The sequence below is a fragment of the Selenomonas sp. oral taxon 137 str. F0430 genome, from assembly GCF_000183625.1.
Taxonomy (GTDB): Bacteria; Bacillota; Negativicutes; order Selenomonadales; family Selenomonadaceae; genus Centipeda; species Centipeda artemidis.
Genome location: NZ_AENV01000005.1, coordinates 286,231 through 298,829, shown reverse-complemented (window position 1 = coordinate 298,829; position 12,599 = coordinate 286,231). Strand labels below are relative to the sequence as shown.

The window sequence follows — 12,599 nt, the reverse complement described above, 5'->3', positions numbered from 1 at the left end:
AATTTTCCTCCGCGTATATCAGAATTGGATTCCAAAATGTAAAACCACATCCGAATCATTGATTAACTCGGATGTGGTGTTTTATTTTTCTACGCAAACAGCTCCACCTGGTTGCTCTCGGTCATACCTGCGAGACATCCGTGTGCACGGAGGACTTCGATGGAGGGGGCGGGGACGTGGGCGCGCGTGGCGAGGTCCTCGATGGAGATGAATACGCCGTCTTTGCGCGCCTCGACGATTGCCTGCGCCGCCTTTTGCCCCATGCCGGGGAGCGCGGTGAGCGGGGGCAGAAGGGATTTTTCGTGCAGGATGAAGGTCTCCGCGTTGGAGGTGTAGATATCGACGGGTTCGCAGGCGAATCCGCGCAGATACATTTCCCATGCGAGCTGGAGCACGATGAGGGTGTCCTGCTTCTTGTTGTCGAGCTTCCCTCTGTGCTCGCGCGCCTCGGCGTTCAGTGCGTCGATCGCCGCCTTGATCGCGTCCCGCCCCTTTGCAATGATGTTCGCGTCGAACTCGTCGGCACGGATGGAGAAGTACGCGGCGTAGTACGCGAGCGGGTAATGCACTTTGCAGAACGCGATGCGGTAGCCCATCATGACGTAGGCGGTCGCGTGCGCGCGCGGGAAGAGGTACTTGATCTTTTGGCAGGACTCGACGTACCATTCGGGAATGCCGCCCGCATATAGTTTCTCCACGACGTCGGGCGCGATGCCCTTGCCCTTGCGCACATTCTCCATGGTCTTGAACGAGAGCAGCGGGTCGATGCCGTTCTGCATGAGGTAGTTCATGATGTCGTCGCGCGCGGAGATGGCGTCCTTCAGCGTGCTCGTGCCCGCCTTGATGAGATCCTGCGCGTTGCCGAGCCAGACGTTCGTGCCGTGCGAAAATCCGGAGATGCGCACGAGGTCGGCGAAACAGTCGGGATTCGAATCGTCGATCATTTTCTGCGTAAAAGACGTGCGGAACTCTGGAATGCCGTACGTGCCCATGTTCGCGCCAAGCTCCTCGGGCGTGATGCCGAGTGCGTCGGTCGAGGTGAAGATGGACATGGTGGCGGGATCGTCGAACGGGATGGTTTCCGGGTCGCGGTGGGTCAGCTCTTCGAGCATCTTGATGACGGTCGGGTCATCGTGTCCGAGAATGTCGAGCTTGACGAGACGTTCGCTGATGGAGTGGTAATCAAAATGCGTCGTGAGCGTGTCGGATTCCATATTGTTCGCGGGGCGCTGGATCGGCGTGAAATAATGCACGTCCATGTCGCGCGGCACGACCATGATGCCGCCCGCGTGCTGTCCCGTGGTCGCCTTGACGCCCATGCAGCCGCGCATCATATGCTCGATGTAGGGACGCCCCTTCTGCACGCCCATGTCCTCATAGTAGTGCATGGCGTAGCCGTAGGCGTTCTTGTCCTGCAGTCCCGCGATCGTACCCGCACGGAACACGTTCATCTTGCCGAAGAGGACTTCGGTGTACTTATGCGCGACGGGCTGATAGTCGCCCGAGAAGTTGAGATCGATGTCCGGGACTTTGTCGCCGTCAAATCCGAGGAACACCGCGAACGGGATGTTGTGTCCGTCCTTGATGAGCGGTGTGCCGCAGACGGGGCAGTCCATGGAGGGCAGATCAAAACCGCTCCCGACGGAACCGTCCGTGATAAATTTATTGTATTGACAGTGTTTGCAGCGATAATGCGGCGGCAGGGGGTTGACCTCGGTGACGCCGATCATGGTCGCGACGAAGGACGAGCCGACCGATCCGCGCGAGCCGACGAGGTAGCCGTCGTCGTTGGATTTCTTGACGAGACGCTGCGCGATGATGTAGAGCGCGGAAAAACCGTGCTTTAGGATGGGTTTGAGCTCAAGATCGAGGCGGTCGGAGACGATCTTCGGCAAATTTTCGCCGTAGAGCCGCCGCGCCTTCCGATACGACATCTCTTCGATCTCGCGATCCGCGCCCGGTACCATCGGCGCGTAGAGCTCGTCGGGGATAGGCAGGAACTCTTCGACCTCGTCCGCGATGCGGCGCGGGTTCGTGACGACGCACTCGTAGGCGCGTTCGGCGCCGAGGTAGTCGAACTCGGCGAGCATTTCGTCCGTCGTGCGCAGATAGAGCGGCGGCTGGCGGTCGGCGTCGCGATAGCCGTTTGCCTTTTGCAGCATGGCGCGATAGACGGCGTCCTCAGGGTTGAGAAAATGGACGTCGCAGGTCGCGATCAGCGGCTTTCCGAGTTTATCCGCGAGTTCCGAGACCTTGCGGTTGATATTGCGCAAGTCCTCGTCGTCGCGAATCGGGAAACGATCGTCGATTTTTAGGAAGTCGTTGTTGTGGATCGGCTGTATTTCGAGGAAGTCATAGAACGCGGCGATGCGCTCAAGCTCCTCGTCGCTCTCCCCGCGCACGATGGCGCGGATCAGCTCGCCCGCTTCGCACGCGGAGCCGACGATCAGCCCATCGCGGTATTCTTCGAGGATGGCGCGCGGCACGCAGGGGCGGCCGCGCTTTTTCGACCCGCGGAAAAAGCGGATGTGCGAGATGGAGACGAGCTTGTAGAGGTTGTAGAGCCCCGTTTTATTCTTCGCCAAAAAGATGATGTGGTTCGACCGCTGCTGTGCGGGGTCGTCGATGAGGTAGCCCTCCATGCCGTAGATGATCTTGATATCGACGCCCTTTTTCTTCAGCGCGCGCGCGGTGTTCATCGCCTCGGGGAACGCCTGCACGACGCCGTGGTCGGTGATGGCGACCGCGGGCCATCCCCAGCGCGCCGCCGTCTCGACGAGCGTCTTCGGCGGCACAACGGCGTCGAGCGCGCTCATCTTCGTGTGCGCGTGCAGTTCGACACGCTTTTCCGCGGCGTTATCCTCACGCTGCGGTACTTTCCGCTTCTCGATGCTGTCGATGAAAAGGACATAATCGCTGACGAATTTGTCGTATTCGATCTTCCCTTGGATGCGAACGGCGCAGCCCTTGCCGATTGCCTTCAGGATGCGCTCGACCTCGGCGTCGATCTCCTCCTGCGTGGCTTTCCCGCGGATGCCGAAAAATTTCTTGCAGGCGATGCCGTTCGTCTTGTCGGCAAATTTGAGCAGGAGGATGTACGCGCCGGATTTGAGCTTATTCGCCTGCGGCGCGAAGATTTCGCCCTCGAGGACGATGTTTTTGATTTCGTCCTCCACGACGCCGAGTTCGCGCGCTTCGCCCTGCACGACGCGCCCGATAATGACGCTTTCGGGGAGCGGCGCGCCTTTTTTTGCGCCGCGTGATGCGCGGGACGAGGCGGGCTGTGCGGCGGATGCGGATTTTTTTGCGGTCACGGGCACGGGGGGCGGCGTCCATGCCGGCTGCGCCGCGTCCTCGGCGATGGCGCATTCCGCGCACACAACGCGGCACGCACATCCTACATTCATGCGGATCGCCTCTTCGAGCCGCCGCGTCACCGTGCGCGTGCCGAGCAGCTCCGCGCCGAACCGCCCCGGCGCTTCGAGCCGAAGAACGTTGCCGTCGACGGCATAGCGCGACTGGCGCAGTGTGTGAAAGAGGACGGCATCGCCCGCCGCCGCCTGATTGACGGTGCGCTCCCACACGGGCGCAACGGCGCGCTCAAGTGCGACGACGTTCTGCTGCAAAAAGACCTCGGCAAGACCGTAGTTCTCCGCGATCTGCGCGCAGATGCGCGCAATCAGCTCCTCCGAGAGGACGGCGGATGTGCCGACGACCAGCTCCCACTCGTTCGACTCTGCGGATACCTCGACATGGCGCAGTGTGCTCGCACACAAAAGCTCCCGCTCCGCATCGGAGAGGGAGAGTCCGCGTATGAGCCGGAGGAGCATATCCTCGGCACTGGGGAGAATCCGGTAGGTCTTGTTCATTCTTCGTACAGCCTCTTATACTGCGCTCTGTCCTCGAGCACCGCCCGCACATAGAGCCGCGTCTCCGGGTAGGGGATTGCGTCGATCTCGTCGAACGCATCCGTCCACCGATAGCGCTCCATCCAGTCGCGCACGTTGCCGCGCCCCGCATTGTATGCCGCGAGCGCAAGAATTTCGTTGCCGTGGAACTCCTGCAGGAGCTCCGCCAGATACCACGCGCCATAGCGAATGTTCAGCGCGGGGTCGTAAAGGTAGTCCTCGGTAAACGGCTCGCCCAGCCGTCCTGCAATCCATGCGGCGGTCTGCGGCATGAGCTGCATCAGCCCGACCGCGCCGCCGTCGGAGGCGGCATCGCTGCGGAATTTGCTCTCGTTTTTAATTACCGCGGCGACGAGGAAGGGGTCGAGCCGCTGCTGCGCGGCGCTCGTCTCGATGTAGCTGCGATAGTCGTAGGGGTAGATATAGCTGCGCTCGACAAAGGACCAGCCGCCCACGAGGGCAAAGGCGACTGCCGCGACAACCGCCGCGCGCAGGAGCAGCCACAGACCCCGGCGCGTATTACGAAAGGGACGCAAGACGCTGCCTCCAAAGCTCTGCGGCGCGCCGCTCGGTGTCCGTGCGTGCGCCGCCGTTGTCGATCACGACGTCTGCCAGCGCACATTTTTCCGCGAGCGGCATCTGCGCCGCGATCCGCGCGCGCGCCTCCGCCTCGCTCATCGCCGTATCGCGTGCCATCAGGCGCGCGAGCTGCACATCTTTCGGCACGGAGACGACCCACGACTCGTCGGTCATCCGATGCCAGCCCGCCTCAAAGAGGAGCGGCACGTCGAGCACGATCGCCGCGTGTCCCTCCGCTCTCAGATCCGCGATTTTGTCCGTCGCCGCAGCGCGAATCAGCGGATGCACGCGCGCGTTCACCCGATCCCGCACATGCGGATCGGCAAAGACGCGCCGCGCAATCTCGCCGCGGTCGAGCGTGCCGTCCGCAGCGAGAATATCTCCGCCAAACTCCCGCACGTAGAAGTCGTAGACCGCCCCGCCCGGGCGCGAGAGTTCGTGCGCGATGGCGTCCGCGTCCACGATCGCCGCCCCTTCCCTGCGCAGCGCTTCGCTCACGGTGGATTTGCCGCAGGCGATGCCGCCCGTCAGCCCTATGACATACATTACTTTGCCTCCGCCCAATTCTTCCCCGTATGCACGTCGACGGCGAGCGGCACGGCGAGCTGTGCCGCCCCGCTCATCGCCGCCGTCAGCAGCTCCGTCACCTGTGCGATTTCGTCATTTACGACCTCAAGCACGAGCTCGTCGTGCACCTGCAGGAGGATGCGGCTCTTTACCCCCGCGGCACGAAGCGCCGCGTCCGCACGAATCATCGCGATTTTGATGAGATCTGCCGCCGTCCCCTGAATCGGCGTGTTCATCGCCATGCGCTCCGCGTTCGACCGCTGCATGAAATTGCGGCTGTTGATCGCCGGGAGCGCGCGCCGCCGCCCGTAGAGCGTCGTGACAAATCCGTTCGTGTGCGCGTCCGCGACGACGCGGTCGAGGAACGCGCGCACGCCGTGATAGCGCTCGAAGTAGCGTTCAATGTAGCCTGCCGCCTCCTTGCGCGGGATGCCGAGATCCTGCGAGAGCCCGTAGTCGCTGAGCCCGTAGACGATGCCGAAATTGACCGCCTTTGCGCTGCGCCGCTGTGCGCTCGTCACCTCGGCGAGCGGCACGCCGAACACCTCCGACGCCGTGCGCGCGTGAATGTCCTGCCCCTGCAGAAACGCGTCGATGAGCGTCTCGTCCCCCGACATATGCGCAAGAATGCGCAGCTCGATCTGCGAGTAGTCCGCTGAGAGCAGTGCATCATAGCCCTCGCCCGGTTCGAAGAGCGCACGCACGGCGCGCCCCTCCTCTGTCCGCACGGGGATGTTCTGGAGGTTCGGATCGGAGCTTGAGAGCCGCCCCGTCGCCGTCACCGTCTGGTTGAAACTCGTGTGCACCCGCCCCGTATCGGGACGAATGAGCGCACCGATGCCCTCAAGGTAGGTCGAGCGAATCTTGCTCCACATGCGGTACGTCAGCACCCGATCCACAACGGGATGCGCCGCGCGCATCTCCTCTAGCACCTCGGCGTTCGTCGAGTAGCCCGTCTTGGTCTTTTTCATCTTCGGAGATGTCAGCCCGAGCCGGTCAAAGAGGACTTCGCCGAGCTGCTTGGGTGAGCTGATGTTGAACTCCGTCCCCGCGAGCGCATAGATGTCCTGCTCGATCTCCGCGATGCGCTCATTCGCCGCCGCAAGCGCACGCACGAGCGCCGCACGGTTCACCGCGACGCCCGTCCGCTCCATCGCCGCGAGGATGGGGACGAGAGGAAGCTCTATTTCTCCATATAGCTTGGTCAGCTTTGCATCGGCAAGCGCCGCCGACGTCGGCGCATAGAGCCGTGCCGCAAGGATCACCTCATAGAAGGCAGTCTGCTCGTTATGCAGCGGCGCGCCGTTTGCGAGGTGCGCATACGCCGCAGAGAGCGTACGATCCTCCGCCGTCTGCGGCGCAGAAAGCTCGTCCAAATAGGCGGACGCCGCACGATCAAGCGACCTCTGCCGCTCCTCGGGGCGCAGCAAATAGTCCGCGAGCGCGAAGTCAAAAACCTCCGTCCCGAGCGTCACTCCCGCCTGCGCATAACGCTTCGCATCCCAAAGGACAACGGGACGCTCCGAAAGAATCGACAATACCTCTGCAAAATGCGCAGACGACGCGTGCAGCACGCCGCGCACATCCCCATAAGAAAGCGCCAGTGCTACGAGATTCAGGAACGGCGCCGTCCCCTCGAACACGCCAGCGACCGCGATCCGCTCCGCAGAGCGCAGCGACACCGGATCGAGCGATGCGTCAAGGTCGAGCGGCACGAGGTCACTCTCCGTCTCTTCGTCCTCTGCCGCCGCAAAGAGCGACTGCTCCACATGCGTCTCCTGCGCCGCGGGCGCAAGGAACTCCGAGAGGCTGCGCCACACGGAGCGCAGCTCGTACGTCCTGCAAAACGCCTCGAGCGCCGCGCGGTCGGGCTGCATACGAAAGCCCTCCGCCGTATAGCGGAGTTCCGGCACATCGCATTTGATCGTCGCAAGCTCCTTCGAGAGGAGCGCCTGATCGCGGTACGCTATGAGCGATGCGCTCAGTTTCTTCCCCGCGACCTCCTCCGCATGATCGAGGACGGATTCGATCGTCCCGTAGGAGAGCAGGAGCTTCGTCGCGGTCTTGGGACCGATGCCCGGAACGCCCGGAATATTGTCCGAGCTGTCCCCCATCAGCCCCTTCAAGTCGATGAGACGGATCGGCGCGAACCCGTACTCCTCCTCGAACACCGCCGTATCGTAGCGGTGCGTGTCACTGATGCCCTTTTTCGTCAGGAGCACGTCGAGCCCCGGACGGATGAGCTGGAGCGCGTCGCGGTCGCCCGTCACGACGATCGCCGCCGCCCCCGCTGCCGCCGCCTGCGTCCCCAGCGTGCCGATAATGTCGTCCGCCTCGTAGTCATCCATCTCGACAAAGGGGATGCCGAGACACGCCGCGAGCTCCTTCAGCAGGGGAATCTGCTCAATCAGCTCCTCGGGCGTCTTGTCCCGCGTGCCCTTGTAGTCGGGGTACAGCGCCGTGCGGAACGTCGTGCGGCTCTTGTCAAACGCGATGACGATCTGCGCGGGCGCGTGCTCCTTGAGGAGTTTCACAAGCATCATCGCAAAGCCGTGGATCGCGTTCGTATGGACGCCGTGTGCGTTCGGCGGGAGCTGCAGCGCGTAGAACGCACGGAAAAAGAGACTGCTCCCGTCGATGACTGCAAATTTTTCCGTCACTTGTCCCGCACATCCTGTTCTTCGAGGCGCATGAGGAGGAAGATGTAATCCGACATGCGGTTGAGGAAGCGAATGTCGATCTCATGGACATCCTCTTCGCGGCGCAGCGACCATGCGCGTCGCTCCGCCGTGCGCGCCGTCGTGCGCGCAAAGTCGAGCATCGCGCCGCCCTTCGTCTCGCCCGGGATGAGGAAAACGCGCAGGGGCGGCAGACTCTTCTCGATGGCTTCCTCGTCCGCCTCGAGCTCCGCCAGCATCTCGTCGGTAATCATCGGCTCTTTTCCGATGCTCGCGAAATCCGCCATGAGCATACCGAGCTTCTTTTGGAGATTCAGAACGCGCTCCTTGACGCTCTCGTTCTCAACGAACGCCCGCGCCATGCCGAGCGCGGACGCGAGCATGTCCACGTTGCCGTAGACCTCGACGCGGCGGTGATCCTTGTCCACGCGTTCGCCGGTGAAGAGGCTCGTCTGCCCTTTATCGCCTGTTTTCGTTGTGACGCCCATTACAGTTTCCTCCTTATATAGATGCGTGTGCCCGGCCGCGCAAAGGCACGGTCGGGCGATTGCTTCCGCTATATTTTTTAGAAAATCTCCGTCTCGCTGAAGAAGATGTGAATCTCGCGCGCTGCGCTCTCTGGACTGTCGGAGGCATGCACCGCGTTCTCGCTTCCATCCTTTGCGAAACGCTTGCGAATGGTTCCCTCAGCCGCGTTCGCAGGGTTCGTCGCGCCGTGCAGCTCGCGCACACGCGCAATCGCGTTCTCCCCGGCGAGCACCATCGCAACGAGCGGCGCGGAGGTCATGAACGCGGAGAGCTCGCCGTAGAACGGCTTCGTCAGATGCTCTTCGTAATGAATGCGCGCGATGCGATCCGTCATCTGCATCATCTTCATCGCGCGGATCGTGAGCCCCGCATCCTCGTATGCCTTCGTGATGTCGCCGATGTGATGTGCCTTGACGGCGTCCGGCTTAATGAGAACCAGTGTCTGTTCCATTACTTCAACTCCTCAATGATCTTTTGATATTCTGCTGCGAGGTCGGCGTAGTTTTCCGCTGCATTGTGCAGCGCCTCGATTTCGTCGTCGCGCAGTGCGCGCACGATCTGTGCAGGGGAACCGAACACGAGCGAGTTCGCGGGGATCTTCTTGTGCTGCGGCAGGAACGTCCCCGCCCCGATGACCACGTTCTCGCCAATCTCGGAGTAACCCATCACAATCGAGCCCATACCGATGAGCGTATTGCTGCCGATCTTGCTGCAGTGCACGACCGCGTTGTGCCCGATGAGCACATGATCCCCGATCTCTACCGGCACGTCACGCATGACGTGAATTGTCGCGTTCTCCTGGATGTTCGTGTTGCTGCCGATCCTAATCGGCTGAAAGTCGCCGCGCACGACAGCGCCGAACCAAACGCTCGAATGTGCGCCGATCGTCACGTCGCCGATCACCGCCGCGGACGGTGCGATAAACGCCGTCGGGTCGATCGCAGGGCTCTTTCCCCTGTAGGGCAGAATGATCTTGTCCATCAATACGCGCCTCCTCATCATGTTCCTCTGACGTTCCTATTATAGCATGGCGGAGACATATTTTCATCATATTTTATTTCTCGTTTTGAGGGACGTCCGCCCCGCTCTTCACCTCGACCGGATCATGTTCGGAAACGTTTCTCCCTGCTTTTATATCGGCGATTCTGCAGGAGAGCACCGCCATATTTTCTGCCGAATAAAAAGGATCCGCGCGGCGCTCCGCCAAAATTTTCCGCAACGTGCGGATTCTCTCCTCGCGCAGCCATGCACCGATCTGTGCACCGACGAGATGCGCGGGCGCATCCCTGCCCGTTACGCGCAGCATGGCGGCAAGGTACTCCGCCCCGTGCGTCAGGTAATCCGGCAGCGTCCCGTGATCCGCGCGGATGACGGCGGTGAACTGCTCCATGGAGAGCCCCGACCGCCCGACGCCGAGCAGGAGATCGGCAATCTTGCCGACATGCGTGAGGCGCGGCGCACGCATATGCTCACGGATCACGAACGACGCCGCCTTCATCCATGTGTGCGGCAGCGTCATGCGCCTGTTCCACGCGGCGAGCACATCGAGACCGACCTTCTCATGCCCGTAGTGGTGCGGCAGCATCTCCGCGGGCGTCTCCCCCTTGCCGATGTCGTGCACAAGCCCCGTGAACCGCGTTATCACGTCGTCCGTCGCCGCCGCAACCGCATCGACAATAGACATCGTATGTTCAAACGCGTCCCCCTCGGGATGAAATTCGACCGGCTGCGTCTTTCCTTTGAGCGCCGCGATCTCAGGAAAGGTCACGTCAAGCAGCTCCGCCGCGTCGAGCACGCGGAAAAACACGGAGGGACGCGACACCTCGAGCGCACGGCGCAGCTCTCCCATCGTACGCTCACTCGGCTCTTTTTGGAGTTCCTCCGCGCAGGAACGCATATAGGCAAGTGTCCTCGCCTCGACCATAAAGCCGAACGCCGCCGCCTGCCGCGCCGCGCGCAGCGCCCGCACGGGATCCTCGATAAAATGCGCCGACACAGCGCGAATGATGCCCGCCGCAATATCCGCGCGCCCCCCGTAGGGATCGACGAGCCGCTCCTCCGGCAGCTCCTGCGCCATCGCGTTCATCGTCGTGTCGCGCCGGTAAAGATCCTCCTCAATCGTCACCGCAGGGTCGAACATGACGTCAAACCCGCGATAACCCGCGCCCGTCTTGACTTCTTTGCGCGCAAAGGACACCTCTGTGCGCCGCCCGTCAATGTAGACATGGTAGACCGGAAACGCCTTTCCGATCTTCTCCGCACGCGGAAAGAGCGCACAAAAGCATCTCTCCTCCATCCCCGTCAGTACGTAGTCCATATCGTGCGCCGCCGCCCCGCGAAAGGCATCCCGCACGCAGCCGCCCACGCGAAAAACGCGCGCGCCCGCAGACCGCACCGCCTCCACAAACAGAGATTCCGTCATATCCTCCCCTCCTTTCAAGAAAATAAAAAAAGCATCACCTGCGCGATGCTCTTCCACCTCTATGGTGGGCCCACTTGGACTTGAACCAAGGACCGACCGGTTATGAGCCGGTTGCTCTAACCAACTGAGCTATAGGCCCCTATGCAGCGAGGAACAGCACGTTCTCCGCTTTTCAAAAAAACCTGCGCATTGCGCAGGTCAGGTAAGCGATGGAGCGGAAAACGAGGCTCGAACTCGCGACCCCCACCTTGGCAAGGTGGTGCTCTACCACTGAGCTACTTCCGCAGAATGGAGCGGAAAACGAGGCTCGAACTCGCGACCCCCACCTTGGCAAGGTGGTGCTCTACCACTGAGCTACTTCCGCATCCTGCGCCGACAACATCGGTCAATCAACGGATATTATTCTAACAAGAAAGCTCCCGTTCTGTCAAGAAAATTTTACAAACTAAGAAAATACGCGCCCCCCCATTTCCCTTCTCTGCCGTGAAATCAGGTATACAGCCGCGTTGTAGTGACAAGGATTTCAAAGTCTGCTATAATGAGGAATATTTTTCTCAATCATAAAGGGGGAGTTTCTTTGTTTAGGAACATCAGCCGCAAGTACCGCGAGACGGCACTCATCAAGCTGATCGCTATTGGTCTCATCATCGGCATTCTCATTGCGCTCTATGCGCCCGCGATGATTCCCGCCGTCTCCGTGCTCGGCGACATCTTCGTCCGCGCGCTCAAAGGCGTCGCGCCGATCCTCGTCTTTGTCCTTGTCATGAACGCCATGGCGCAGCGCACGGTCGGCGCGGGCGCCGCGCTCAAACCGATCGTACGGCTCTACCTCATCGCGACATTCCTTGCGTCCGTGGTCGCCGTCGCGTTCTCCTTCCTCTTCCCGACGCAGCTGCATCTCGTCGTCGCCGATACTGCTGTTGCGCCGCCGAGCGGCATCGTCGAGGTCGTGCACAACCTCATCCTCAACGTCGTGGACAATCCTCTGCACGCGATTGCAAACGCCAACTACATCGGCATCCTCGCGTGGAGCATTCTCGCAGGTCTGGCACTGCAAAAAGCGAATCCGACCACAAAGAACACCGTGCACGATTTCGCCGTCGTCATGACGCAGATCGTCCTGTGGGTCATACGGTTCGCCCCCTTCGGCATCATGGGACTCGTTGCGGATGCGGTTGGAACGAGCGGCGTGGACGCCCTCATCAGCTATCTGCAGCTCCTCGCCGTCCTGCTCGGCGCGTTCTTCTCCGTCGCGCTCATCATGAACCCCATCATCGTCTGGCTGCACATCCGCCGCAACCCGTTCCCGCTCGTCTTTACGACTCTGCGCGAGAGCGGCATCTACGCATTCTTCACGCGCAGCTCGGCAGCAAATATCCCCGTCAACATGGAGCTGTGCAAACGCCTTGGTCTCAACGAAGAAATCTACTCCATCTCCATCCCGCTCGGCGCGACCATCAACATGAGCGGCGCGGCGATCACGATTGCGATCCTCTCACTCGCCGCGGCATATACGCTCAGTATTCATGTTGATCTGCCGACCGCGCTCCTCCTCTGCCTCATCGCCACCGTCGGCGCGTGCGGCGCATCGGGCGTTGCGGGCGGCTCGCTCCTCCTCATCCCCGTCGCCTGCTCCTCGTTCGGCATCAGCAATGACATTGCCATGCAGGTCGTCGGCGTCGGCTTCATCATCGGCGTCCTTCAAGACTCGTGCGAAACCGCACTCAACAGCTCCACCGACGTCCTCTTCACCGCAACGGCGGAATTCGCCGACCGCGCTAAGGCGGGCACACTGACGGCGGAGGACATGACGCCAAAAAACTAAATCATATAATAAGAGGGATACGGGCAGCACCGTATCCCCCTTATTACTTTCTCCCCTGTATAGAAAGGTGATTGCTGTGAACAATCTACAGC

The 12,599-nt window shown here is 61.4% G+C and carries 9 protein-coding genes and 3 tRNA genes; 1 reads left to right on the top strand and 11 read right to left on the bottom strand.

Annotation, left to right across the window (positions count from 1 at the left end):
• Positions 1 to 89: 89 nt before the first annotated feature.
• The 11 genes from HMPREF9162_RS02675 to HMPREF9162_RS02625 all read right to left on the bottom strand — a co-directional run bounded on the left by HMPREF9162_RS02675 (position 90) and on the right by HMPREF9162_RS02625 (position 11,046).
• Positions 90 to 3,869 carry a PolC-type DNA polymerase III gene (locus tag HMPREF9162_RS02675; protein ID WP_009438244.1) on the bottom strand — a complete coding sequence of 1,260 codons (3,780 nt, stop codon included), beginning with the start codon at positions 3,867 to 3,869 and terminating at the stop codon, positions 90 to 92.
• A complete protein-coding gene (locus HMPREF9162_RS02670; protein ID WP_009752545.1) occupies positions 3,866 to 4,444 on the bottom strand; it encodes a lytic transglycosylase domain-containing protein in 579 nt (192 codons plus the stop codon). Before HMPREF9162_RS02670 ends, HMPREF9162_RS02675 begins: the two co-directional genes overlap by 4 nt.
• On the bottom strand, positions 4,428 to 5,033 hold the full coding sequence (gene coaE / locus HMPREF9162_RS02665) for a dephospho-CoA kinase (protein WP_009349540.1): 606 nt from the start codon (positions 5,031 to 5,033) through the stop codon (positions 4,428 to 4,430). Before coaE ends, HMPREF9162_RS02670 begins: the two co-directional genes overlap by 17 nt.
• The gene (gene polA, locus HMPREF9162_RS02660) at positions 5,033 to 7,714 is read right to left on the bottom strand and encodes a DNA polymerase I (protein ID WP_009752756.1); all 2,682 of its coding nucleotides are present in this window, start codon (positions 7,712 to 7,714) and stop codon (positions 5,033 to 5,035) included. The genes coaE and polA overlap by 1 nt, the downstream gene beginning before the upstream one ends.
• Positions 7,711 to 8,220, bottom strand: a complete 510-nt coding sequence (locus HMPREF9162_RS02655) for a cob(I)yrinic acid a,c-diamide adenosyltransferase (RefSeq protein WP_009752655.1) — start codon at positions 8,218 to 8,220, stop codon at positions 7,711 to 7,713. The genes polA and HMPREF9162_RS02655 overlap by 4 nt, the downstream gene beginning before the upstream one ends.
• A gap of 77 nt (positions 8,221 to 8,297) precedes the next feature.
• Entirely contained in the window at positions 8,298 to 8,711 is a 414-nt protein-coding gene (gene ndk, locus HMPREF9162_RS02650) for a nucleoside-diphosphate kinase (protein ID WP_009349537.1), read from the bottom strand.
• Positions 8,711 to 9,241: a gamma carbonic anhydrase family protein gene (locus HMPREF9162_RS02645; protein WP_009752751.1), complete on the bottom strand. Its 531-nt coding sequence runs from the start codon at positions 9,239 to 9,241 to the stop codon at positions 8,711 to 8,713. The genes ndk and HMPREF9162_RS02645 overlap by 1 nt, the downstream gene beginning before the upstream one ends.
• Positions 9,242 to 9,314: 73 nt before the next feature.
• Complete coding sequence (locus HMPREF9162_RS02640; protein ID WP_009658642.1) at positions 9,315 to 10,682, bottom strand: HD domain-containing protein; 1,368 nt, start codon at positions 10,680 to 10,682, stop codon at positions 9,315 to 9,317.
• A gap of 62 nt (positions 10,683 to 10,744) precedes the next feature.
• Positions 10,745 to 10,821: transfer RNA gene (locus HMPREF9162_RS02635), tRNA-Ile, on the bottom strand.
• A gap of 71 nt (positions 10,822 to 10,892) precedes the next feature.
• Positions 10,893 to 10,967: transfer RNA gene (locus HMPREF9162_RS02630), tRNA-Gly, on the bottom strand.
• 4 nt (positions 10,968 to 10,971) lie between these two features.
• A tRNA-Gly gene (locus HMPREF9162_RS02625) sits at positions 10,972 to 11,046 on the bottom strand.
• A gap of 213 nt (positions 11,047 to 11,259) precedes the next feature.
• Here HMPREF9162_RS02625 and sstT point away from each other — a divergent pair.
• A complete protein-coding gene (gene sstT, locus HMPREF9162_RS02620) occupies positions 11,260 to 12,507 on the top strand; it encodes a serine/threonine transporter SstT (protein ID WP_009752641.1) in 1,248 nt (415 codons plus the stop codon).
• Positions 12,508 to 12,599 lie beyond the last annotated feature (92 nt).

What these genes read in the sequence shown, in the direction of transcription:
- HMPREF9162_RS02675 (WP_009438244.1), bottom strand. Translation starts at nt 3,869, where the DNA reads ATGAACAAGACCTACCGGATTCTCCCCAGTGCCGAGGATATGCTCCTC.
- coaE (WP_009349540.1), bottom strand. Translation starts at nt 5,033, where the DNA reads ATGTATGTCATAGGGCTGACGGGCGGCATCGCCTGCGGCAAATCCACC.
- HMPREF9162_RS02655 (WP_009752655.1), bottom strand. Translation starts at nt 8,220, where the DNA reads ATGGGCGTCACAACGAAAACAGGCGATAAAGGGCAGACGAGCCTCTTC.
- ndk (WP_009349537.1), bottom strand. Translation starts at nt 8,711, where the DNA reads ATGGAACAGACACTGGTTCTCATTAAGCCGGACGCCGTCAAGGCACAT.
- HMPREF9162_RS02645 (WP_009752751.1), bottom strand. Translation starts at nt 9,241, where the DNA reads ATGGACAAGATCATTCTGCCCTACAGGGGAAAGAGCCCTGCGATCGAC.
- HMPREF9162_RS02640 (WP_009658642.1), bottom strand. Translation starts at nt 10,682, where the DNA reads ATGACGGAATCTCTGTTTGTGGAGGCGGTGCGGTCTGCGGGCGCGCGC.